Annotated in this window: 20 protein-coding genes; 11 read left to right on the forward strand and 9 right to left on the reverse strand. The window is 64.8% G+C overall.

Features of this window, described 5'->3' with window-relative positions; genetic code table 11:
- Positions 1 to 78: 78 nt before the first annotated feature.
- Complete coding sequence (locus tag CH278_RS04000) at positions 79 to 918, reverse strand: LLM class F420-dependent oxidoreductase (RefSeq protein WP_094621233.1); 840 nt, start codon at positions 916 to 918, stop codon at positions 79 to 81.
- Positions 919 to 961: 43 nt separating this feature from the next.
- On the reverse strand, positions 962 to 1,681 hold the full coding sequence (locus tag CH278_RS04005; protein ID WP_032390501.1) for a hypothetical protein: 720 nt from the start codon (positions 1,679 to 1,681) through the stop codon (positions 962 to 964).
- 97 nt (positions 1,682 to 1,778) lie between these two features.
- Here CH278_RS04005 and CH278_RS27905 point away from each other — a divergent pair, with 97 nt between their 5' ends.
- A complete protein-coding gene (locus CH278_RS27905) occupies positions 1,779 to 1,910 on the forward strand; it encodes a hypothetical protein (RefSeq protein WP_256991855.1) in 132 nt (43 codons plus the stop codon).
- Positions 1,907 to 2,287, forward strand: a complete 381-nt coding sequence (locus tag CH278_RS04010; protein ID WP_094621244.1) for a VOC family protein — start codon at positions 1,907 to 1,909, stop codon at positions 2,285 to 2,287. The genes CH278_RS27905 and CH278_RS04010 overlap by 4 nt, the downstream gene beginning before the upstream one ends.
- Positions 2,288 to 2,296: 9 nt before the next feature.
- Here CH278_RS04010 and CH278_RS04015 read toward each other — a convergent pair whose 3' ends face one another.
- The gene (locus CH278_RS04015; protein ID WP_094621234.1) at positions 2,297 to 3,310 is read right to left on the reverse strand and encodes a glutathione S-transferase family protein; all 1,014 of its coding nucleotides are present in this window, start codon (positions 3,308 to 3,310) and stop codon (positions 2,297 to 2,299) included.
- A gap of 63 nt (positions 3,311 to 3,373) precedes the next feature.
- A complete protein-coding gene (locus CH278_RS04020) occupies positions 3,374 to 4,117 on the reverse strand; it encodes a GNAT family N-acetyltransferase (RefSeq protein WP_080735497.1) in 744 nt (247 codons plus the stop codon).
- Positions 4,118 to 4,311: 194 nt separating this feature from the next.
- Between CH278_RS04020 and CH278_RS04025 the strand changes: the two genes are divergently transcribed.
- The 3 genes from CH278_RS04025 to CH278_RS04035 all read left to right on the forward strand — a co-directional run bounded on the left by CH278_RS04025 (position 4,312) and on the right by CH278_RS04035 (position 6,866).
- Positions 4,312 to 4,515 (forward strand): cold-shock protein, encoded by a 204-nt coding sequence (locus CH278_RS04025; protein WP_008714360.1) that lies wholly within the window; start codon positions 4,312 to 4,314, stop codon positions 4,513 to 4,515.
- 273 nt (positions 4,516 to 4,788) lie between these two features.
- Positions 4,789 to 5,406, forward strand: a complete 618-nt coding sequence (locus CH278_RS04030; protein ID WP_051365245.1) for a PadR family transcriptional regulator — start codon at positions 4,789 to 4,791, stop codon at positions 5,404 to 5,406.
- Positions 5,403 to 6,866, forward strand: coding sequence for a DHA2 family efflux MFS transporter permease subunit (locus CH278_RS04035; RefSeq protein ID WP_027498009.1), 1,464 nt, complete (start codon positions 5,403 to 5,405; stop codon positions 6,864 to 6,866). Before CH278_RS04030 ends, CH278_RS04035 begins: the two co-directional genes overlap by 4 nt.
- 52 nt (positions 6,867 to 6,918) lie before the next feature.
- Here CH278_RS04035 and CH278_RS04040 read toward each other — a convergent pair whose 3' ends face one another.
- On the reverse strand, positions 6,919 to 8,064 hold the full coding sequence (locus CH278_RS04040; protein WP_094621235.1) for an acyl-CoA dehydrogenase family protein: 1,146 nt from the start codon (positions 8,062 to 8,064) through the stop codon (positions 6,919 to 6,921).
- 86 nt (positions 8,065 to 8,150) lie between these two features.
- On the opposite strand from CH278_RS04040, the gene CH278_RS04045 reads away from it, so the two are divergent.
- Together CH278_RS04045 and CH278_RS04050 are read left to right on the forward strand one after the other, a co-directional pair.
- Positions 8,151 to 8,942 (forward strand): enoyl-CoA hydratase/isomerase family protein, encoded by a 792-nt coding sequence (locus tag CH278_RS04045; RefSeq protein WP_094621245.1) that lies wholly within the window; start codon positions 8,151 to 8,153, stop codon positions 8,940 to 8,942.
- Between the two features lie 10 nt (positions 8,943 to 8,952).
- Positions 8,953 to 9,894 (forward strand): adenosine deaminase, encoded by a 942-nt coding sequence (locus CH278_RS04050; RefSeq protein WP_094621236.1) that lies wholly within the window; start codon positions 8,953 to 8,955, stop codon positions 9,892 to 9,894.
- Between the two features lies 1 nt (position 9,895).
- Here CH278_RS04050 and CH278_RS04055 read toward each other — a convergent pair whose 3' ends face one another.
- On the reverse strand, positions 9,896 to 11,383 hold the full coding sequence (locus CH278_RS04055) for a molybdopterin-dependent oxidoreductase (protein WP_094621246.1): 1,488 nt from the start codon (positions 11,381 to 11,383) through the stop codon (positions 9,896 to 9,898).
- Positions 11,384 to 11,444: 61 nt separating this feature from the next.
- Positions 11,445 to 12,758, reverse strand: coding sequence for a D-arabinono-1,4-lactone oxidase (locus CH278_RS04060; protein ID WP_094621237.1), 1,314 nt, complete (start codon positions 12,756 to 12,758; stop codon positions 11,445 to 11,447).
- Positions 12,759 to 12,833: 75 nt separating this feature from the next.
- On the opposite strand from CH278_RS04060, the gene CH278_RS04065 reads away from it, so the two are divergent.
- Both CH278_RS04065 and CH278_RS04070 read left to right on the forward strand, forming a co-directional pair.
- The gene (locus CH278_RS04065) at positions 12,834 to 13,475 is read left to right on the forward strand and encodes a TetR/AcrR family transcriptional regulator (protein ID WP_027498003.1); all 642 of its coding nucleotides are present in this window, start codon (positions 12,834 to 12,836) and stop codon (positions 13,473 to 13,475) included.
- A gap of 83 nt (positions 13,476 to 13,558) precedes the next feature.
- A complete protein-coding gene (locus CH278_RS04070; protein ID WP_094621238.1) occupies positions 13,559 to 14,773 on the forward strand; it encodes an alanine racemase in 1,215 nt (404 codons plus the stop codon).
- Here CH278_RS04070 and CH278_RS04075 read toward each other — a convergent pair.
- Positions 14,743 to 18,192: a TM0106 family RecB-like putative nuclease gene (locus CH278_RS04075; RefSeq protein ID WP_094621239.1), complete on the reverse strand. Its 3,450-nt coding sequence runs from the start codon at positions 18,190 to 18,192 to the stop codon at positions 14,743 to 14,745. The two genes, CH278_RS04070 and CH278_RS04075, sit on opposite strands and share 31 nt — an antisense overlap.
- 81 nt (positions 18,193 to 18,273) lie before the next feature.
- Here CH278_RS04075 and CH278_RS04080 point away from each other — a divergent pair, with 81 nt between their 5' ends.
- Positions 18,274 to 18,891 carry an alpha/beta hydrolase gene (locus tag CH278_RS04080; RefSeq protein WP_027498000.1) on the forward strand — a complete coding sequence of 206 codons (618 nt, stop codon included), beginning with the start codon at positions 18,274 to 18,276 and terminating at the stop codon, positions 18,889 to 18,891.
- A 90-nt stretch (positions 18,892 to 18,981) separates the two neighbouring features.
- Here the strand turns inward: CH278_RS04080 and CH278_RS04085 are convergent, their stop codons facing one another.
- Complete coding sequence (locus tag CH278_RS04085; RefSeq protein WP_027497999.1) at positions 18,982 to 20,769, reverse strand: AMP-dependent synthetase/ligase; 1,788 nt, start codon at positions 20,767 to 20,769, stop codon at positions 18,982 to 18,984.
- A gap of 277 nt (positions 20,770 to 21,046) precedes the next feature.
- Here CH278_RS04085 and CH278_RS04090 point away from each other — a divergent pair, with 277 nt between their 5' ends.
- Positions 21,047 to 22,849: a DEAD/DEAH box helicase gene (locus CH278_RS04090; protein ID WP_032364895.1), complete on the forward strand. Its 1,803-nt coding sequence runs from the start codon at positions 21,047 to 21,049 to the stop codon at positions 22,847 to 22,849.
- Positions 22,850 to 22,960: the final 111 nt, after the last annotated feature.

The following is a 22,960-nucleotide window of genomic DNA, read 5'->3' on the forward strand; positions in this document are numbered from 1 at the left end:
ACCTCGTGTGCCGGTTGCTTGGCGGCAACCGGTACACGAGGTTACGGGGTGGGACCGACGGGCGGGATGACCCCGGTTTCAGCGATGCAACGCCGCAGCGATCTCCCGGTACGTCTCGAGCGGGTCGGCGTCGTCGGGCAGCGCGTGCAGCGTCACGTGCGACGCGCCGACGGTGAGGTGTTCGTCGAGTCGAGCAGCGATGGCGTCGGCATCGCCGTGTGCGACGAGGGCATCGATCAGTCGGTCACTGCCGCCGTCGCCGATTTCCTCGTCCGAGTAGCCGAGCCGGTTCAGATTGTTGGTGTAGTTGCGCAGATGCAGGTAGGGGTTGTTCACCGGTGGCCGACCGATCGCGCGTGCCTTCTCCGGATCGGTCTCGAGCACCACCTTGTGCTCGGGAGCGAGAATCTTGTTCGGCCCCACTGCTTCTCGGGCTTCACGGGTGTGTTCGGGAGTGGTCAGATAGGGGTGCGCGCCTGCGGTACGGCTCGCGGCCAGCGCGAGCACCTTGGGGCCGAGCGCGGCGAGGACCCGACGCTCCATCGGGACTCCGGCCTCGTCGAGGTCGTCGAGGTAGCTCACCAACGCGTCGTACGGCTTCCGGTATTCCTGGGTGGCCTCGGGGTGACCGGCACCGATGCCCAGGACGAACCGTCCGGGGTGCTTGCTCTCGATGCGGTGATACGACGCGGCGACATCGGCGGCTGCATCGGACCAGATGTTGACGATGCCGGTGGCGACGACGATGGTGTCCGTGGCGTCGAGGATCTCCTCGGTGGTCGTCAGGTCCGCGGGCGGGGATCCGCCGAGCCAGATGGTCCCGTAGCCGAAGGACTCGATGGCGCGGGACAACTCCGGCGTGAACGCCGAGTGCAGTCGCCAGACGCCGTACTTGCCGAGTTCAGGTGTGGAAGTCATGTTCGAAGTCAACGCAGCAGCCTCTCGAAGATTCCGGGCATTCTCATTCGTCCGGTTCGATGATGCGATTTTCCAGGAACCGTGCGGGCGGCGGGCCGAAGGCGTCACGGGCGTTCTTGACGACCCCTTTGCCGACCACTCGGTTGCCCGCGCCGCCGATCGCCGCGCCGATTCCGGCGGGAAGCATCTTGCCGACCAGCAGTGCGCTGCGCTTGGCCAGGTATTTGGTGACGAACTTCTTCACCAGCGATTTGTTCATGCTGGCCATCGAGCCGCCCGGGATGCGCGAGGTGATGAGTGGGCCCCAGTTCTTGGCTGTCTTGCCCACTGTTCGTTGAACGATCTGCATGCCTGATTCGCCCAGTGCCACCGAGAGCACCAGCGCGCGTCGCTGCTGGTGATTCTCGACGGGAATGCCGTGCACGGACGCGACCGACAGCGTCAGCAGAGCCGACGACTCGATGAAGAACGCGGTCTCGGCACCGACGGCGGCGAGCGATGCGACCGTACCGATTCCGGGGACCGCCGCTGCGCCTCCCACTGCCGATCCGCTGCCGGTGACCGCCAGCAAAAATCGCTTCTCGAGCCGTTCGATGATCTGGGCCGGGGTGTCGTACGGGTGTGCTCGACGCACGTGCGCGACGTATTTGTCGACGGCGGGTCCCTGTAGGCGGCTGGCGTTGTCCAGGATGTTGACCAGGGCCCGTTCGAGCTTGCCTCCGCTCGAGATCTCGACCTGAGCGTCGTCCTTCTTGCCTGCCATCGATACCTCTTTCGGTTGCGAGCGTCGGTGACGCTGGTCGGGGGAGTTACCCGCGAATTCTTCGTTGCACACGTTCGGGGCAATTTAGACTGGTGGCGTGCAGATTCCTCCGAGCGAGGTGGTGTCCGGTGGCGCGCGCCGCGTCGGGGTGCGGGCATGTTCGAGACTCTGTCGAGCGGCGTTGCCGGTGACGGTCCGCGCGGCCGACGAGGAAGGTATGACGTCATGACGACACACGTTTGGCCCACTCTGAAGTACGAGAACGCACGCGACGCAATTCGGTTCATCGTCGACGTGTTGGGATTCGAGGAGTGCGCGATTCACGGCGAAGGCGACCGCGTCGATCATGCGGAACTGCGCTGGCCCGACGGCGGCGGGGTGATGCTGGGCAGTGTTCGCGACGGGAGTGCCATCGGCGAACTGCCGCCGGGTGTCGGGTCGATCTACATCGTCACCGACGACCCCGACGGCATCCACGATCGCGTCGTCGCGGCGGGCGGCACCGTCACGCAAGGCCTGCGCGAGGAGGACTACGGCAGCCGCGGCTTCACCTGCCGCGACGCCGAGGGGGTCTACTGGAGCTTCGGTACCTACGCCGGGGCCTAGCCGTCACTGTTACACCCAGTGCTCGGGCGGGACCAGTTCGTCCGGCTTCGGCGGCTGCGGCGCGGTGCCGTCGCCGAAGGGCGATCCGCCGAGTGATTCACGTCCGTGCGGTTCGAGCCAGCCGGCCAGATCGGGCCCCTTCGGCACGATGCCCGACGGATTGATGTCGGTGTGCACCTCGTAGTAGTGCCGCTTGATGTGATCGAAGTCGACGGTGTCACCGAATCCGGGAGTCTGGAACAGGTCGCGTGCGTAGTTCCACAGCACCGGTATCTCGGTGAGCTTGCTGCGGTTGCACTTGAAGTGGCCGTGGTAGACGGGATCGAAACGGACGAGGGTGGTGAACAGTCGCACGTCGGCCTCGGTGATGTGCTCGCCGACGAGATACCGCCGGGTGGACAGCCGTTCGACGAGCCAGTCGAGGCGAGCGAACAGGCGGTCGTACGCCTTCTCGTATGCCTCTTGCGAGCCGGCGAATCCGCAGCGGTAGACGCCGTTGTTCACATCCTTGAACACCAGATCGGCCACCTCGTCGATCTCGCCGCGGAGCGCCTCCGGGTACAGATCGGGCGCGCCCTCGCGGTGGTACTGCGTCCACTCGGTGCTGAGGTCGAGAGTGATCTGTGGGTAGTCGTTGGTGACGACCTGGCCGGTGGGAACGTCGACGATCGCCGGCACGGTGATGCCTCGTTCGTAGTCCGGGAACCGTGCGAAGTAGGCGTCCTGCAGCCGAGGGATCTGTAGAACCGAGTCGACGCCGCCCGGCTCCTCCTGGAAGTTCCAGCTGCGCGGGTCGTGGGTCGGGCCCGGAATGCCAAGGGACAGAACATCTTCGAGTCCGAGGAGCCGACGCACGATGATGGATCGATGGGCCCACGGGCAGGCCCGCGCCGCGATCAACCGGTAACGCGCGGGCTCCACCGGATACCCGTCCCGGCCGTCGGCGGTGATGCGCGTCGGGATGTAGTTGGTATCGCGCTTGAATTCCTCGCCCGGCTTCACGTAGGTGGCGTCCTCGGCCATGATCGAACTCCTCACATCGGTCGGTTTCACGAACGCTACCCAGTCCGGACCGGATTCAAGCGCCTAGGTTCGACGCACGGCGGTGTGGCAGGCGCCGATCTCCACGTAGTCGAGCCGGGCGGCAAGGCGTCGAGCGGTCGTGTTCTCCGGTCGCGCTCGCCACTGCGGTATCAGGCCGTCGTCGATGGCATCGTTGGTCGCGAGCCGCCCGACGACCGCGGCGTGTCCGTGTCGTCGGTGGTCCGGGTCGGTGAGAACGCGCATGTCGGCCAGGATCATATTTTCTTCCGAGTACCCGGCCGAGGCCAGGGATCGCGCCGAATCCGCGGGTCGGTCGTCTCCGAGCAAAGTGAACCAGTGCCGCGACACCGGCTCGCCGAATGCCTCCGTCACGTCGGCCTCGCTGCAGTGCTCCGCCAGAGCGCGGGCGTGCTCTGCGTCGTGGGAGATCAGCGGATCGTGGACGTCGATGGTGTGGCCGATCTCGGATCCGTAGGCCAGCGTGTGGGAGTCGATCTCGTACTGCTCGACGCGATCGCCCAGCAGCGTCGACAACCACGTCCGACCGGTGTCTGCCTGGCCCTCGATGCCGCGTGCGGCGTCCACGGCCCAGGACGGCCCGACGATCAGAGTGGTCTGCGCCAGTCGGAGTACGACGATGTTCTCGGTGTCGGTCCGATGTTCGACGCGGTCCGCGGTGGTATCGAGGGCACGGTCGTCCAACGACAGCCGTCGGCACCAGGCGAGTCGGACGATGTCGAGTCGGTGGGGATCGAATCGGTCGGCTTCGTAGGCAGGCAATTCCACGGTTCGACAGTAGCGACGGCACTTGAACCGACGGGCTGCGGCAGCTGTGGCGGCATTTCTGTTTCACCGTCCCAAAGCAATCTTTCGAACTTTTTCGCCCCCGGTGTTTCGCTCAGCGCCAATAGATGGCAGACTCGGTTTTGAGATTAGAGCTTCGACGTGAAGATCTAGCTCGCTTACAGAAGGTTTACAGAATGACGCAGGGCAGTGTGAAGTGGTTCAACGGCGAAAAGGGCTTCGGCTTCATCGAGCAGGATGGTGGCGGACCGGACGTTTTCGTTCATTACTCGGAGATTCAGGGTAGCGGCTTCAAGTCGCTCGACGAGGGCCAGCGCGTGGAGTTCGAGGTGGGCCAGGGTCAGAAGGGCCCCCAGGCTACCGGCGTCCGCGCCATCTGATTCAAGCTTCGTAACCCGATTTCTCCTGGTGGACTGAAACTCTAGACTTTTTCAGCACCAGAAACTCGGTGACAAGGCCGGATACACGGAAGTAATTTCCGAGTATCCGGCCTTCGTCTGTTCGGTGAGGGCATCGACCGTGGTCGGTGCCCATTCTGCGTCGAAAGACGCCTTTGTCCCCTGGTGGGCGCATTGTCCGGGTTGCTCCGAGGCTACCGCCGGCCCTATATTCCAGTTGGAATAATTCGTGCGGGATAGGTGACAGGGGGATCGATGCGAGCTGGAACCGTCAATCCGCTGGGCGTCTCGATTCTGGCTCTGCTCTCGGAGGGCCCGATGCATCCCTACGAGATGTATCAATTGCTGCTCTCCCGCAAGGAAGATCGAATCGTCAAGATTCGCCCGGGTTCGCTCTATCACGCGGTCGCACGTCTGCACGAGCAGGAACTGGTCGACGAGGTCGGAACCGACCGGGGTGGCAACCGTCCGGAGCGCACCACCTATCGGATCACCTCGGCCGGACGGCAAGTGCTGACCGATCGGCTGACCGAAATTCTGAGAACCCCGGTGCGTGAATACCCGCAGTTCGTCCTCGGCCTGTCCGAAATGCACAACCTACCCGCATCCGACGCGACCGCCCTGTTGCGGGAGCGAATCGTGGACCTGACCGCGGACATCGACGAACTGTCGGGCTATCAACAGCTCGCAGCAGATCGCCAGATATCCGAAATCTATTGGGCTGGAATCGATTACATTCACCACATGCTGCGCGCAGAAGTGCAGTGGCTGACGCGCTACCTCGATCGGATCGACAGCGGCGAGCTCGACTGGCCGCATCACATCTCCGCACATCACACGAACCCGACTTCGGGGATAGGGAGCGCTACATGAATTCCGTCGAGACTGCCCCGTCGCAGCACGAGATCAGACCGTGGCCGGCGCTGTGGGCACTGTGCTTGGGCTTCTTCATGATCCTGGTGGACACGACGATCGTCGCGGTCGCGCAACCTGCGATCCTCACCGGGCTGAACACCGACATCAACAACGTCATCTGGGTCACCAGCGCGTATCTCCTCGCCTACGCCGTTCCGCTGCTGGTCACGGGCCGATTGGGTGACAAGTTCGGTCCGCGGAATCTGTACATCGCCGGCCTGGTGCTGTTCACTCTCGCGTCCGTGTGGTGTGGGCTGTCGGGATCGATCGACATGCTCATCGCGGCGCGCGCGGTTCAAGGTCTCGGCGCGGCGATGATCACCCCACAGACGATGGCGGTGATTACTCGCGTGTTCCCGGCGGAGAAGCGCGGAACGGCGATGGGGGCATGGGGCGCCGTCGCAGGCGTCGCTACGCTCGTCGGGCCGATTCTCGGCGGTGTGCTGGTCGACTCGCTCGGCTGGGAATGGATCTTCTTCATCAACGTGCCGGTGGGCATTCTCGCAATCGCGTTGGCGCTGAAGTTCGTTCCGGTGCTGCCGACCCACGATCACAAGTTCGATCTGCTGGGCGTTGCGCTCAGCGCTGTCGGACTCTTCTGCATCGTCTTCGGTATCCAGGAAGGTCAGAAGTACGACTGGGGTACCGGCGTGTGGATCCTCATCGGTGTCGGTCTGCTCGTCTTCGCGGGGTTCGTCTACTGGCAGTCCGTGAATACCAGCGAGCCGCTGGTGCCCTTGGCCCTGTTCCGCGACCGCAACTTCTCGCTGTCCAATATCGGTATCGCCGCAATGGGTTTCGCGATGTCCGGCATGATGCTGCCGATCATGTTCTACGCGCAGAGCGTCACCGGTCTGACGCCCACCCGGTCGGCACTGCTGTTCGTTCCGATGGCGCTGCTGACCGGACTGCTCGCACCCAATATCGGCAAGCTCGTCGACAAGACGCATCCGCGGTACATCGCCGGATCGGGACTGTTCATCCTCGCCGCGTCGCTGCTGTGGTTCGCCTACGAGATGACGCCCACGACGGCCATCTGGAAGTTGCTGCTCCCCGTCGCTGCAATGGGTGTGGCGAATGCGTTGATCTGGTCTCCGTTGGCAGCGACGGCCACTCGTAATCTGCCGATGAGCCAGGCGGGTGCCGGTTCGGGAATTTACAACACCACCCGCATGATCGGGTCCGTGCTCGGCAGCGCGGGCATCGGCGCGCTCATCCAATCGCGCTTGGCCGCCGAACTACCTACCGGTGGATCGGCTTCGGGGGCAAACGAATTCGCCGGCCGAGTGCCCGAGATGCTGCGTGACGGCTTCACCACCGCCATGGCGCAGTCGCTGATTCTGCCCGCCGTCGTGCTCCTGGTCGGCATGGTCGCCGTCTGCTTCTACGCCCGGCCCGCGTTCGAGAAACCCATGTGAGTGGAACCTCGACCCCTGCTACGAAGTTCCACTCACATGCGGCGAAGCCGCTCTACAGCCCCAGATCCCGGCCGATCAGTTCCTTCATGATTTCGTTCGATCCGGCCCAGATCTTGGTCACGCGAGCGTCTTTCCACGCGCGCGCGGCGCGGTATTCGTTCATGAAGCCGTAGCCGCCGTGCAGCTGGACGCAGTGGTCGAGGATTTCGTTCTGCACCTGCGAGCTCCACCACTTGGCCTTGGCTGCATCGATGGCCGTCAGCTCGCCCTGGCCGTGGGCGACGATGCAGTTGTCGATGTATGCCTGTGCCACATCGAGTTTGGTGACGAGCTCGGCGAGCAGAAACTTGTTCCACTGCAGCGAGCCGATCTGCTGACCGAATGCCTTGCGGTCCTTGGCGTACTGCAGCGTCTCTTCGAGAATGGGCCGTACGTGTCCGAGGTTGGCCACCGAGCAGCTGATGCGTTCCTGGGGGAGCAGCTGCATCATGTGGATGAAGCCGCCGTCGAATTCGCCGATCATGTTGGCGCTGGGTACTCGCACGTTCTCGAAGAACAGTTCCGCGGTGTCGGATTCGGGCTGGCCGACCTTGTCGAGTTTGCGGCCGCGGGTGAATCCTTCGGTTCCGTTCTCGACAGCGAACAGCGTGATGCCCTTCGCCTTCTTCTCGGGCGTCGTGCGCGTGGCGACGATGACGAGGTCGGCGGAATTGCCGTTGGTGATGAACGTCTTCGAGCCGTTGATGATGAAGTCGTCGCCGTCCTTGACGGCGGTGGTCTTCAGCGCGGCCAGGTCCGAGCCGCCGGAGGGTTCCGTCATGGCGATGGCGGTGAGGATCTCGCCGCTGCAGAACCCGGGCAGCCAGCGCTTCTTCTGCTCCTCGGTGGTGAGCTTGACGAGGTAGGGCGCGACGATGTCGACGTGGATACCGAAGCACGACGCCACCGCGGCACTCGAGCGGGCGAGTTCCTCACCGAGGACGGCGTTGAATCGGTAGTCCTCGGCTCCGCTGCCGCCGTATTCTTCGGGCACCTCGAGGCCGAGGAAACCGTTGCGTCCTGCTTCGAGCCAGATCTCGCGGTCGATGTATCGCTGTTCGATCAGCTTTTCCTCGACCGGTGTGATCGTCCTGGTGACGAACTCGCGTACCGATGCGCGGAAGTCGTCGTGGTCGGACTCGAACAGGCTGCGCTTCACTTACTTGTTCCTCTCGGTAACGGCTGATACGCGCACAATACTCGTCGGTAACTACGCCCCGGAACGCGTATGGCACTATGCGAGGCATGGCTGACGCACCTACCTCGCTCGTCCGATCGACCACTGCGGCCGGCGCCGAGGTCGCTGTCCTGACGTTCGATCACGGCCCCCTCAATCTGTTCGATCAGGCAATGTTCGACGCGGTGGCCGCGAACGTTGCCGATCTGGCCGCGAACCCGCCGCGTGCGGTTCTGCTGCGTGCCGAGGGCAAGGTCAACTCGGCGGGCGTCGACGTGCACGTGTTCGAGGGATTGTCCGCGGCCGAGGGTGCCGATCTGTGGCGTGGGTTGTTCGCCGGCATCATTCACCCGCTCGAGGCGTTGCCGTGTCCGGTGATCTACGCCGCGCACGGGTTGACGCTGACCGCGGCGTTCGAGATCTCGCTGGCGTGCGACATCATCCTGGCCGGACCCAGGGCGAAGTTCGGTCTGGTCGAGACCGTCGTCGGGTTGACGCCGTCGATGGGTGGACCGCAGCGTTTGGCCGAGCGGGCAGGGTCGGGTCGGGCACGTGAATTCGTCATGACCGGTGATCTGTACGACGCCCAGACGTTGAAAGAGTGGGGCGTGGTCAATCAAATTCACGACGACGTCGATGCCGCGGCGCTCGCGTTGACTCACCGACTGGCCGACGGCCCTACCATCGCCCATGCGGCGACGAAACAGATTGTGGCGGCGTGGCGTTCGGGCGGGGTGGCGCATGCGGACGAGATCACGTCGGAGGTGTCGGGCGCATTGTTCGAGACCGAGGATCTGCGCGGTGCGGTGACGAGCTTCCTCGAGGTCGGCCCGGGTAAGGCGACCTACACCGGCAAGTAGAATCGTATGAGTGAGTAACGATCAACTGGCCGAACTGCACCTGCACATCGAAGGGTCGCTCGAACCGCCGCTGATCTTCGATCTCGCCGAGCGCAACGCAATCACGCTGCCGTACAACGATATCGACGAACTGCAGGCGAAGTACGAGTTCACCGACCTGCAGTCCTTCCTCGATCTGTACTACGCGAACATGTCCGTGTTGCGCACGGCCGAGGACTTCGCCGATCTGGCGCGCGCGTACTTCCGCCGCACCGCGCAGGCCGGGGTGACGCATGCGGAGATCTTCTTCGATCCGCAGGCGCACACCGAGCGCGGTGTACCGCTCCAGGCCGTCGTCGAGGGATTGGCCGACGCCTGCGCGACCAGTGAGCGCGAATTCGGCGTCACCAGCGGGTTGATCGCGTCGATCCTGCGAGACAAGCCGGTGCTGCACGCCAACCAATTGCTCGACGACCTGTTGGCGATGAAGGCACCGATCATCGGCCTCGGTCTCGACTCCGCCGAGGTCGGCTACCCGCCGTCGCTGTTCGTCGACGTGTTCGCCAAGGCACGCGCCGAGGGCCTGCACGTGGTCGCCCACGCCGGTGAGGAAGGCCCGCCCGACTACATCTGGCAGGCACTGGATCTGCTGAAGGTGGAGCGCATCGATCACGGCGTCCGGTGCCTGGAAGACGAGGCGCTGGTGAATCGACTTGTCGAGGAACAGATTCCGCTCACCGTCTGCCCGTTGTCCAACGTTCGGCTCAAGGTGATCGACGACGTCGCGCAGTTGCCGCTACGGCAGATGCTCGAACGTGGGTTGTCGGTGTCGATCAATTCCGACGACCCCGCTTATTTCGGCGGGTACGTCGACGACAACTTCGTCGCGCTGGAAGAGGACATGGGTCTGACCGCGGACGAGCGGAAGCAGTTGGCAGAGAACTCGGTTCGCGCCAGCTTCGCGACAACCTGAATCAGTTCGCCGTCACCGAGATTTTCGGGTAGCCGGTTGCTCCGTCGGGGACGGTGTCTGCAGTCTTGTTGGTCTGCAGCTCCCCGGCGGAGTTGGTGGCCCGGGCGCGGATCGCGTGCTGGCCCGCCGGCAGGTCGAGCTCGATCATCCACTGCCTCCACGTGTCCTTAGAGTACTCCTCCGACAGGGTTGCCGGCATCCAATTGCCCTCGTCCACTTGTACTTCGACGGCCTCGATGCCGGTGTGCTGATCCCAGGCGACACCCGCGAACACGGTCTTACCCGCGGATACGGAGCTGCCCGACCGCGGAGTGTCGATGCGGGCAGCGGTCTTGATCGGACCGAGTGCGCCCCAGCCGCGGTCGGTCCAGTACGCCGTCACCTTGTCGAATCGGGTGATTTCGATGTCGGTGACCCACTTGGTGGCCGAGACGTATCCGTACAGTCCGGGCACGACCAGTCGGGCCGGGTAACCGTGCTCCACGGGTAGCGGGGCGCCGTTCATCCCGACGGCCAACAGTGCGTCGCGGCCGTCGAGCAGCACCTCCAGGGGAGTGCCCGCGGTGAAGGCGTCGCTGCTGGACGACAGCGCCATGTCGGCGTCGGGGGAGATGCCCGCTTCTTCGAGGATGTCCTTCAGCGGGTAGCCGATCCACGTCGCGTTGCCGACGAGGTCGCCGCCGACGATGTTGGACACGCACGTCAACGTGACTGTCTTCTCCACCGCCTGACGCTGCGCCAGATCGGCGAACGTCAACTCGATCTCGCGGTCCACCATGCCGTGGATCCGCAGCGACCACGTATCCGACGCCACGCGTGGCACGACCAACGCGGTGTCGATGCGGTAGAAGTCCTCGTTCGGGGTGATGTACGACGCGAGGCCGTCGATCTTCAGGTCCGCCCCCGCCGGTATCGGCGTTTGTGGCGTCGGGGTCGGGAGCATGAAGCCGAGTCGATCGGCGGTGACCGCTCGCGCCGAGGTGAGCATTCGTCCGGCGGTCCCTGCGACGACTCCGAGTACTGCGGCACCGGCGGCGAGGGTCAGAAAACTGCGTCGGTTCATTCCGTCGGTCGCCGGGGTGGCGGATCCGATGAGGGCGTGCAGCACGACGATGCCGACGATGACGCCGCCGATGGTCGGGACTGCGTAGAACACCGTCGCGTCGGGTCGGGTCACCGCGGCGAGGACGCCGATTACGCCCAAGGCGGCGAACACCGCGGCCCCGATCGGTTTGCGAGCGATTCCTGCCGCGGCGGCGATAGCACCGATGACCACGGCCATACCGAGGAACAGGGCGAGCTTGTCGGAGGTGCCGAACGTGTCGATGGCCCATTCACGGACCGGTGCCGGACTGTTGTCGACCGCCGAGGATCCGACGGCGGTCAGTGGTGACGAGTTCGGTCCGATGGGGACGGCGATCAATTCGCCGACGCCGAGGACGACTCCGGCGGCGATGATGCCGGACAGCGCGCGTTTTCCTGTGCTCACCGAGTCCAATGTAAGCGAACTCGTCGTGCGCGGTATTTCGTAGCAGGGTACGAGATACCGCTCACGACAGCAGGTGCGCCAAGTAGTCGTTGCGGAACAGCTGCGTCGGGTCGAGGGAATCGCGGATGCGCAGGAAATCGTCGAAGTGCTCGTAGGAATCACGCAGCTCGGCGCTGCCGAGAGAGTGCAGTTTGCCCCAGTGCGGCCGACCCCCGACGCTGCGGCAGATGGCTTCGACAGCGTCGAAGTACTCGCGGTGATCACGCCGGTGGTACTGGTGCACGGCGATGTACGCCGTCGGACGCCCGGATGCCGTGGACAGCCAGATGTCGTCGGCGGCCGCGAACCGCACCTCGACGGGGAACGCGATGGAGATCGCCGAACGCTCGAGCCAGCGATCCACCTCGCGCAGCACCCAGGCGATCTCGGAGACGGGCACGGCGTATTCCATCTCGACGAACTTGACCGTCCGCGACGACGCGAACACCCGGTACGAGCGGTCGGTGTACTCGCGAGCCGACAGTGCTCGGGCCGAGACCGCGTTCACCCTGGGAATCAACGCAGGCACTCGCGTCACCACTCGGTTGAGGCCCTCGAAGACCGTGTTGGACAGCAGTTCGTCGTCGAGATACGAGCGCACCTTGCCCAGCGGACGCAGATCGGTGTCACCGGGCAGGCGGGTGTTGCGTTTGGTGAGCACACGATCGGTGTGCGGAAACCAATAGAACTCGAAATGGTCGACGCCGGCGACGGTGGCATCGAGATCACGCAGCGTCGCCGTCAGCGTCGACGGCGTCTCGACGGCCTGCAGCGCGAACGCCGCGACGCAGTTCAACGTCACACGCGTGATGACGCCGAGAGCGCCGAGACCGATGCGGGCCGCGTCGAACAGTTCGGTGTTCTCGTCTCGGGAGCACTGCACCGACTGTCCGTCCGCGGTCATCAGCTCCAGCGCGTGCACCTGGGTGGCGATGCCGCCGAACCGGGCACCGGTTCCGTGAGTGCCCGTCGAGATGGCCCCGGCGACGGACTGCTCGTCGATGTCGCCCAGATTGGTCATCGCCAGACCGAGCTCCCACAACCGCGCCGACAACTCTCGGAGTCGGATGCCGGCCAGTACCGTCACCTGGGCAGATCCGTCGTCGGCGCGTTCGACGTATTCGATACCGCTCAGCGCATCCAAGGCGATCTGGATACCGTCGGTGACGGCAATGGGAGTGAAGGAATGCCCTGACCCGACGCAGCGCACCGGCAGAGAGCGTTCGGCGGCATCGCGCAGAATCGCACGCATCTCCTCGACCGACGAGGGCTCGGCTCGACGCGCCGGGAATGCATGTTGATTGCCCGCCCAGTTCTGCCACGACCGCTCGATCATCGAATCACTATCTCGCAGCGCGCTCCCCTGGGGCAATCCAAGGCACAGATGTCGACCGCGACCTAGTATCGGGTCATGCAATCGAGGCTGCCCGCCGACGTGCGCCGCGCACAACTGGTGCAGTCGGCAATCGACGTCGCCGAGCGGGTCGGTATCGAGTCGCTCACCGTTCGGGCGCTGTCGGAATATGCCGACGTCACCAAAGGCATCGTGCAATACCACTTCGAGACCAAGCAGGATCTGGTGATCGCGATGGGCGAGCACCTCATCGTCGACGTCACCGAGATACTGCACGCCGCGTTGGACAGCGCGGTCGGAACACACGAACTACCCGGTGTTCGGGGGCTGCGCGAGCTGGTGCACAGCGGGCTGAGCGCGGTGTGGCTGCTGATCGAGAAATCGCATGGTCGGCAGCTGTTGGCGTACGAGATCAAGACGTATCTGTTGCGGCATCGCGCACTGGGTTCGGCCACGGCCGCCGAGATCGCCAGCGGGCAGTATCGAATCCGGGATTCCGAGGCGCAGCTGTTCTTCGAGAATTGTTCCGACCACACCGGCACGCGGTGGCTCGAACCAGTGGAGTCGATCGCCCGCTTCGGGATGGCGACTCTCGACGGTTTGGTGCTGCGGTGGTTGGTCGACGGCGACGATCTCGAAGTGTTGGCCCAGATCGACGACCTGTCCGGGCTGATCGCCGCGAAGGCAGAAGATCGCTGAGTAGAAAACCGCTCGACGGGACTTCTCGGCTGCGGAGTGTTTGACTGTGTCGGCCCGGCAACGACGACGAAGGAATGTGCCGAATGAGTTCGATCGCCGGTGACACCACCACCGCTACGACCCCGCTGTCCCGCATTGTCGCAGCCACCGAGGGTCTCGAATCTCCTTCGGCAGCAGTCGATCTGACAGCTCTCGATGCCAATGCTGCAGCACTGCGCGCACGCGCGAACGGTGTACCGATCAGGATCGCCAGCAAGTCGGTGCGGTGCCGAGCCGTGTTGAATCGGGTCCTCGCGGCGCAGGGTGTATCCGGAGTGATGGCCTATTCGCTGCGCGAAGCGATCTGGTTGGCGCAGTCCGGCGTCGACGACATTCTGATGGGGTATCCGACGGTCGATCGAACAGCGCTCGCCGAGGTGGTCAACGACCGCGTGCTGTCGGGACGCATCACGTTGATGGTCGACGACGTCGCGCAACTGGACCTCGTCCGAGACGCCGCGCGGAGCGACCTACTCAAGCCCCGCGTCTGTATCGACGTGGACGCATCGTTGCGGGTGGGGCCGCTGCACATCGGGGTCAGGCGCTCTCCGCTTCGAGATCCGGAGCAGGTGGCGCAGTTCGCCCGTCAGGCTCGCTCGCGGGGGTTCCGGGTGGTGGGGTTGATGTTCTACGAGGCGCAGATTGCCGGTGTTCCCGACGCCAACGTCGCTGTCGAGCTGATGAAGTCGCTGTCGTCTCGTGAGATCGGTGCGCGGAGACCAGCAGTGGTGAACGCCGTCACCGCGGCGATCGGGCCGCTCGAGATCGTCAACAGCGGTGGTACCGGGTCGATCGATTTCTCCGCTGCGGATCCGGCCGTCACCGAGGTCACCGCGGGCTCGGGTCTGTTCGCGCCGACCCTGTTCGATCGGTATCGCGCGTTCTCGGCCGAACCCTCGCTGTTCTTCGCACTGCCGGTGGTGCGCAAGCCGACTCCGCGGATCGCCACCGCGTTCGGCGGCGGCTACATCGCGTCGGGCCCGGCATCCTGGTCGCGATCACCCCGACCTGTCGGCTGGTCCAGGAGGGCAGCGGGCGTTGTCACGTCGGGCCTGAAACTGCTGCGCAACGAGGGCGCGGGAGAGGCGCAGACCCCGGTGAGCGGGGCCGAGGAGGTGCGCATCGGCGATCGAATCTGGTTCCGCCACGCCAAGGCCGGGGAGTTGTGCGAGCGGTTCGACACCCTGTCTCTGGTGCATTCCGACGGATCGGTCGACGCCGTTCCCACCTACCGCGGCGAGGGTATGGCGTTCGGCTGACGTGCGTTCTCGCACAGCCGCATGAACGTGCCGAGCGTGACGAGTCCGTCCGGGGTCGACGGCAGATAGTGGGTCAGCGCGCGCGAGCGCACCAGGATCGCGGCCCACTGACCGCGGGAGATGGCGACGTTGAGTCTGTTGCGCGACAACAGGAATCCCATTCCGCGGGGCACGTCCTCGATGGCCGACGCTGCCATGGAAATGAGGACCACCGGTGCCTGACGGCCCTGGAATTTGTCGACGGTCCCCACCGACACCTCGTCGAGTCCGGCGGCTGCGAGTTGCTCGACGATGACGGCGACCTGCGCGTTGTAGGCCGCGACCACCAGAAAGTCGGACTGCTGCATCGGGCGCGGGTCGCTGCAGTGTGCGGGGTCCACCCACGGCCGACCCAGCAACGACCGGACCTGCGTGACGATCTCGTCGGCTTCCTCGATCGAGTCGGTGGAATTGCCGTGGTGGTCCAGAAGGACGACGTGCAGGCCCGGTTCCAGACCCGACAGCGAACGTGACTGTGTCACATCCTTGTTCGATTCGAGCTTGCCCTCGTAGGACAGCGTCGACACCGGCGCGCACAGATCCGGATGCATCCGCCACGTCGTCGCCAGGAAGTAGCCGCGGTCGGCGGGCAGGGTAGCGTGCCCGGTCGTCAGCCATCCGAGGGCCGATTCGTCGACGGGCTCGGGGTGGGTGCCCTGACTGACCTGGGGGAGCTGCGCCGGGTCGCCGAGAAGCAGCAGATTGCGCGCCGATACCGAGACCGCGATGGTGTTGGCGAGGGAGAACTGACCGGCCTCGTCGACGACGAGTAGATCGAGGGAGCCGGGTGGAATTCGGCCGGGGTTGGAGAAATCCCAAGCGGTGCCGCCGATGACGCAGCCCTCGTCGGCCTCGGTGACGAAGTGCGAGTATCCGGCGATGTCCACGACGGTGTGCGCGGTCGGGGCCTTCTTGCCCACCTTCGAGGCGTCGACCCCGGCACCGACGATGGTGTCGAGCAGGTTGTTCACCACGTGATGCGACTGGCCGACCACCCCGATCCGCCAGTGATGGGTGTTCACCAGGTGTTCGATGACGCGCGCCGCCGTGTAGGTCTTCCCGGTGCCGGGCGGGCCCTGCACCGCGACGTACGAATTGTCGAGATCGAGCAGCGCGGCCGTGATCGCATGTGCGTAGTCGTTGTCGTGGACCACGGGAAGGCCGGCACCGGAACGAGTTCGGGGCGTCGAGCGCGTCAGCAGATCGGCGACAGCCGTACGTGGTAGTTCCGGCAACCCGCCGAGAACCTCGGTCGCGACGGAGACGATCGCCTGCTCGAGATGCTTGGTGTTCGGCGGCGGCTCGGGCGCGGTGGCAACCGGGAAATCGGTGTACTCCTCCACGCCCTTGCGTAGATTCTCTTGTACGACAACCACATCCAGGGTTCCCTCGTACCCGGTCTGCACAATCTCGACCGATGTGGTGGCCCGATGCGTCGGTTGCTGCTTCGTCAAACCCTCCGGGGCCGGGTTCTCGTACAGCAGCTTCACCTTCGAGCCGGACAGCACGCCGTTGCTCAGGTGCCCGACCAGTCTGACCTGACGACGCAGCACCCGTTGTCCGGGTGCAGTTTTCATCCAGTCGTGTACCAGCTCGGCGCGCTCGACCTTCAATACGTCCGCGGCGTCGGCCCATTCGTCGAGCGGATGGGTCAGGCGGTCGTAGTGGCCCCACCAGAACGGCTTGTTCTCTCGTCGGTGATATCCGATGGCACCGGCGAACAATCCGAGCGCGTGCTGCGTCGGCGTGCGATCCCACGGCAGTCCGGCGTGCTCGGCCAGTTCGAGTTCGAGTGGGGTCGCGGTGCGGTCGACGACGTCCTCGAGGTCCAGCTGCTGCGGGGACCGCGGTGCTACCCCAGCGTCCGATGCCCGATCGAGCAACCAATCACGCAGTCGCAGTGTCGATTCGCAGTCGGTGCGGTTGTACTCGGCAATGTCGGCGAGCAGAGCTGCCGCCTCGGCGTCCTTGCCTCGATCGCGCAGTTCGCACCAGTGCGCGTATTCGACGATCGACGCCGCCGCGTCGGTGACGTCTCCGTCACGGGCCGCGGGCATGTACAGCGGTTCGAGTTTCTTGATGCTGTACGAGCGGGCACCGATCCGAACAGCCGACCGCACGACGGGGTAGAGATCCACCAGAACGTTCTCCCGCAGCAGATCGTCGACGGCGTCCTCGCCCACTCCGTACCGGCCGGCCAGCCGCAGCAGAGCCGTCTTCTCGTACGGCGCATAGTGATACACGTGCATCTTCGGATACTGGGCTCGGCGGGCGGCGACATAGTCGAGGAAGTCGATGAGCGCACGACGTTCCTGCGCACGGTCGTGCGCCCAGAACGGCAGGAAGTCGCCGTCCGCGGTGTAGACGCCGAACAGGTACTCGAGACCCCAGTCGGACGAACCGGACTCCGCGTACAGCGGATCTCCCTCGAAGTCGAAGAAGATGTCGCCGTCGTCGGGCTCGGGAATCACCCCCAGTGCCTCGGCGTCGAAGATCTCGAATTCGGCTGCCCCGCTGCGCTCTTGGCGTACCTGCAAGGCTGCCTGTGCCCGCAGGTTCTCCAGTGTCCGGGAGGACATGCCGTCCACCGGGGTACTCGACTCGGCGAGCTCGTCGATCGACGAGATCCCTGCGTCCAGTAGCCGGTCCCTGGTGCTGCCGCGCATGCCGGCGACGAGCACCAGATCGCGATGCTGCTCCACCTCGGCGGTGCAGGCATCGCACTGCCCGCACCCCGAATATCGCGGATCGAACCACTCGACGACGGTGCCCTCGGCGTGGTGCTCGTCGAGAATGTGCTGCAGGTGTGCTCGCGACTGCCGGTAGACCGGAAGAATGTCGGCCAGCGCGTGCGCGGAGTCGCTGCCGTCGCCGAGCATCAGATGGACCTGCTCGCTCGGAGTGATACCCCCGGCCTGCAGGGCGTCGGCGTACGCGGCCAATTGCAGCAGCGCCGGAACCTTCGCGTGTCTCGACAGTTTCGTGTCGTAGACGGTGTAACGAGAACCGTCGGCAACCAAGAAGTCGCAGAAACCGAGAAATCGTCCGTCGAAGAAGGTGGCCTGATAGAGCACCGGCGTGCGTGAGGTCAGGGCGGTGAAGGTCGCCCACGCCGCGTCCGCCAGTTCCTGTGCGGTGCGGCCCGGTCGGTCCATGGTCAGGACGCCATCGGGAAAACGCTGCTCGAACGCCTCGAGTTGGCGTCGTTCGTGCTCGAATCCGAGTGTGGACGTGCGGTCCAGCATCGGGTCGGCTGCGACGCTCTGCCGGGGGATCAGGCCGGTGACAGCGTCCAGTCTTCGGAGCAGTCCGAATTCGCAGGATGCGGCCGCGGCGAGGTCGCTGGCGCTGTAGACGACCTGATCGCCGAGGAGGAACACAAGCGTCCACCCTAGCGACCCGCGACAGCGGCACCGGTCACGTTGCGCGCGGAAGCCGGCGGGAACAGGCAAAATGATTCAATGCCTTTTTTCGACGGAGCCACCGGTGCTGTCCACTATCGAACCTGGACCGTCGCCGACGCTCGATTCGGTCTCGTTTTCCTGCACGGTCTCGGCCAGAACAGCGCCCACTACCACCGCTTCGCTCGGCTACTGAACGAGCGTGGGGTGGACGTGTGGGCGGTCGATCACGTAGGGCACGGCCTGACCGAGGGCGAACTGACCGACGCAGCACAGATCCCCGGTCTCGCCCAGAACGCGCTGCAGTTGATCGACATCGCCGAGGCCGAGCACCCCGAGTTGTCGTTCGCTCTGATGGGCCATTCGCTCGGAGCTGCGACGGCCATCGCAGCGCTGGGCGCGCATCCCGAGGCGGTCCGCTGCGCGATTCTGTGCGGCACACCCAAGTCCGTGACCGGGTCCGCCGACGACCTGTCCGACAACGTCATTCCGTTGCTGGCCGTGCACGGCGTCGACGATCGTCTGGCACCGGTCGATGCCGTCCGCGAGTGGATCGGGAGCGTTCCGCACGCGAGCTTGCGCGAGTTCGAGGACGGCGGCCACGATCTGCTGCACGAGAAGATCCACCAGGCCGTGACCACGGTGGTCGCCGAATTCCTCGACGATCACATGCACTGACGATCACATGCACTGACGATCACATGCTGTACGCCGAAGGGCCCGACGCGATTGCTCGCGTCGGGCCCTTCGGCACTCGTGCTGGGCGATCTACGAGTAGATGGCCTCGATGTCGCTGCCACGTTCGGTGTGGATGATGTTGCGCTTGAGCTTCATCGTCGGGGTCAGCTCACCGGTCTCGACGGTGAAGTCGTTCTCGAGGATCGTGTACTTCTTGATCTGCTCGGGGTTGGAGACCTTCTTGTTGGCCTCGGCCACGGCCTTGTCGATCTCGGCGACGAGGTCGGCGTTCTTCGACAGCTCCGAGAACGGGATGTCGGCAGCGAGGTTGTGGCGTTCGAGCCAGCCCGGCATCGCTTCGGGGTCGAGGGTGATGAGCGCACCGATGAACGGCTTTGCATCACCGACGACGAGGCACTGGCTGATGATCGCGTTGGCGCGCAGCGCGTCCTCGAGCACCGCGGGGGCGACGTTCTTGCCACCGGCGGTGACGATGATTTCCTTCTTGCGGCCGGTGATCGAGACGAAGCCTTCCTGATCGATCGACCCCAGATCGCCGGTGTGGAACCAGCCGTCGACGATCGCTTCGGCGGTGGCCTTCTCGTTGTGCCAGTAGCCGCTGAACACCACCGGGCCCTTGAGCAGCAGTTCGCCGTCCTCGGCGACCTTGACCGCGTGACCGTCGATGGGCTTGCCGACGGTGCCGACGCGCTGTTCCTTGGTGGTGTTGACGGTGACGGCCGCGCTGGTCTCGGTCAGTCCGTAGCCCTCGTAGACCGGGACGCCCGCGCCGCGGAAGAAGTGGCCCAGGCGAGCGCCGAGGGGGCCACCGCCCGAGACCGCACGATCGCAGTTACCGCCGAGAGCAGCTCGCAACTTGGAGTAGACGAGCTTGTCGAAGACGGTGTGCTTGAGATTGAGGACCAGGCCTGCGCCGCCCTTCTCCTGGGCCTCGCTCCACTCGATGGCCGTCGCGGCGGCCTTGTCGAAGATGCTGCCCTTGCCGCCGTCGTGTGCCTTCTGCTTGGCCGAGTTGTAGACCTTCTCGAACACGCGCGGCACCGACAGGATGAAGTTCGGCTTGAAGACGGCGAACTGATCCACCAGGGTCGACACGTCCGAGGTGTGGCCCACGGTCACCTTCGACTCGAACGAGCCGAACGACACCGCGCGGGCGAACACGTGCGCCATCGGTAGGAACATCAAGGTGCGGTTGCCCTCGCGCATGGAGTCGTGCAGCGCGATCTGGGTGGCCTGGACCTCGGCGTAGAAGTTCGCGTGTGTCAGCTGGACACCCTTGGGGCGGCCGGTGGTGCCAGAGGTGTAGATCAGTGTCGCGGGGGAGGCGGCAGTGACCTGGTGTCGACGGGTGTGCACGTCCTCGTCGCTGATTCCCGCGCCTCGGGTGGTCAGTTCGTCGATGGCTCCGCCGTCGATCTGGAGTACCTCGCGCAGTTCGGCGGCACCCTCGGTGACGTCCTTCAGATTCGAGACGTGCGCTGCGGTCTCGACTACGAGCAGCTTGGTAGCGGAGTCCTCGAGTATCCACTGGGCCTGATCGGGCGACGAGGTCTCGTAGATCGCGACGGTGCACCCGCCGGCGGTCCAGATGGCGTAGTCGAGAACGACCCATTCGTAGCGGGTCGCGCTGAGGATCGCGACGCGGTCGCCGAGTTCGACGCCCGACGCGATCAGGCCCTTGGCCACGGCGGTGACCTCTTTGGCGAACTGACCCGCGGTGACGTCGGTCCAGGTGCCGTTCACCAGGCGCTGGAACGGGACGAAGTTCGGTGATTCCTTCTGGTACCGGAAGACGGTGTCGGCCATGGATGCGTCGTCGGGAATGGTGAATGACGCCGGCACAGAATATTCGCGCACTGCTGGACCCCTTACGGATAAATAGCGTGGTAGTTGTGCATTTCATCACACCCGAGTCCGTAACGCACCACCGAGGTTGTCCGGTTTGTGAATTTTCGGTCGCTTTTCGGGGGAGGTGAGTGTGACTCGGGGTACAACATAACGGTGTCCGGTCGTGTGTCTCCGTCGGGTCGCCCTCGCAGGGCCGCGTGTGCGTGCCCCCATCACCGCTGTTTTCGTCACCTGATCAGCGCAGAAGGAGTCGCGGGGGCCGGGCAGGTACTAAACTCGGGTGTATATGAGCACTTCAGAATCTGATCAGGATGCCGCCGTGACGTCTGACGAGACGAGTTCGTCCCCTCCCGTCCACGCAGGTGAGTCTTCTTCGACAGCGGATGACGACATCACTTTTGCCGATCTCGGAATAGACGAGCGGGTCCTGAAGGCCCTGCGCGACGTCGGATACGAGAGCCCGTCGCCCATCCAGGCGGCCACCATCCCGCCGTTGATGGCGGGGAACGACGTCGTCGGCCTCGCGCAGACCGGAACGGGTAAGACCGCCGCGTTCGCGGTGCCGATCCTGTCTCGTCTCGATGTCTCGCGTCGGACGCCGCAGGCCTTGGTGCTGGCACCGACCCGCGAGCTCGCGTTGCAGGTGGCCGAGGCGTTCGGGAAGTACGCCACCCACATTCCGGGTCTGCACATTCTGCCCATCTACGGCGGTCAGGCGTACGGGATCCAGTTGTCCGGCCTGCGCAAGGGTGCCCAGATCATCGTCGGAACCCCGGGCCGTGTGATCGACCACCTCGAGAAGGGCACACTCGACCTCTCCGGGCTCGAATACCTCGTGCTCGACGAGGCCGACGAGATGCTCAAGATGGGGTTCCAGGAGGACGTCGAGCGCATCCTCTCCGACACTCCCGAATACAAGCAGGTCGCGTTGTTCTCGGCCACGATGCCGGCCGCGATTCGCAAGATCTCCAAGCAGTACCTGCACGACCCGGTGGAGATCACCGTCAAGACCAAGACGTCGACGGCACCGAACATCACGCAGCGCTACGTCCAGGTGGCCCATCAGCGCAAGCTCGAGGCGCTCACTCGAATCTTCGAGGTCGAAGAGTTCGAGGCCATGATCATGTTCGTGCGCACCAAGCAGGCCACCGAAGAGCTCGCCGAGAAGTTGCGCGCACGGGGATTCTCCGCCGCCGCGATCAACGGCGACATCGTGCAGGCACAGCGCGAACGCACCATCGGCCAGCTCAAAAATGGCCAGATCGACATTCTGGTGGCCACCGACGTTGCGGCTCGTGGTCTCGACGTCGACCGCATCTCGCACGTCATCAACTACGACATCCCGCACGACACCGAGTCCTACGTACACCGCATCGGCCGTACCGGCCGCGCGGGTCGCGCCGGTCAGGCTCTGCTGTTCGTCGCGCCCCGGGAGCGTCACCTGCTCAAGGCCATCGAGCGCGCGACGCGTCAGCCCATCACCGAGATGCAGCTCCCCAGCGTCGACGACGTCAATGCGCAACGCGTCACGAAGTTCAAGGACTCCATCACCGAGAGCCTCGGCAACGAGAATCTGGCGCTGTTCCGCCGTCTCATCGAGGACTACGAGCGCGAGCACGACGTGCCCTTGGTCGACATCGCAGCAGCTCTGGCCATCCAGTCGCGCGACGGCGAAGCCTTCCTGCTCAAGCCCGAGCCGCCTGCCCCGCCGCGGGCACCCCGCGAGCCTCGTGAGCCGCGTCCGCCGCGCACGTTCGACGAGGATGCGGCCAGCTCGCATCACCGCAAGACGGGCCAGGAAATGGCGACGTACCGGATCAGCGTCGGTAAGCGTCATCACGTCGCTCCCGGTGCCATCGTCGGTGCCATCGCCAACGAGGGCGGTCTGCGTCGAAGCGACTTCGGGCACATCAGCATTCGTCCCGACCATTCGCTGGTCGAGTTGCCTGCCGACCTTGCTGACGAGACGGTCGAGGCGCTACGCCGCACCCGCATCAGCGGTGTGTTGATTCAGCTGCAGCCCGACTCCGGTCCTCCCGGACGTAGTGGCGGTCCGCGCGGCGGCGGAAAGTTCAAGGGCAAGCGCTAGCACCACGTGCGCGGAACTTCGTGACGGGTTCACGTGGTCGTCGCAACGAGCAGTCGTTTGTTGTACTCCTCGAGTGGAGTATCCCATCCCAGGGTTTTTCTGGGGCGGTTG

The organism is Rhodococcus sp. 05-2254-5, from assembly GCF_002258575.1.
In the GTDB taxonomy this organism is placed as follows: Bacteria; Actinomycetota; Actinomycetes; order Mycobacteriales; family Mycobacteriaceae; genus Rhodococcoides; species Rhodococcoides fascians.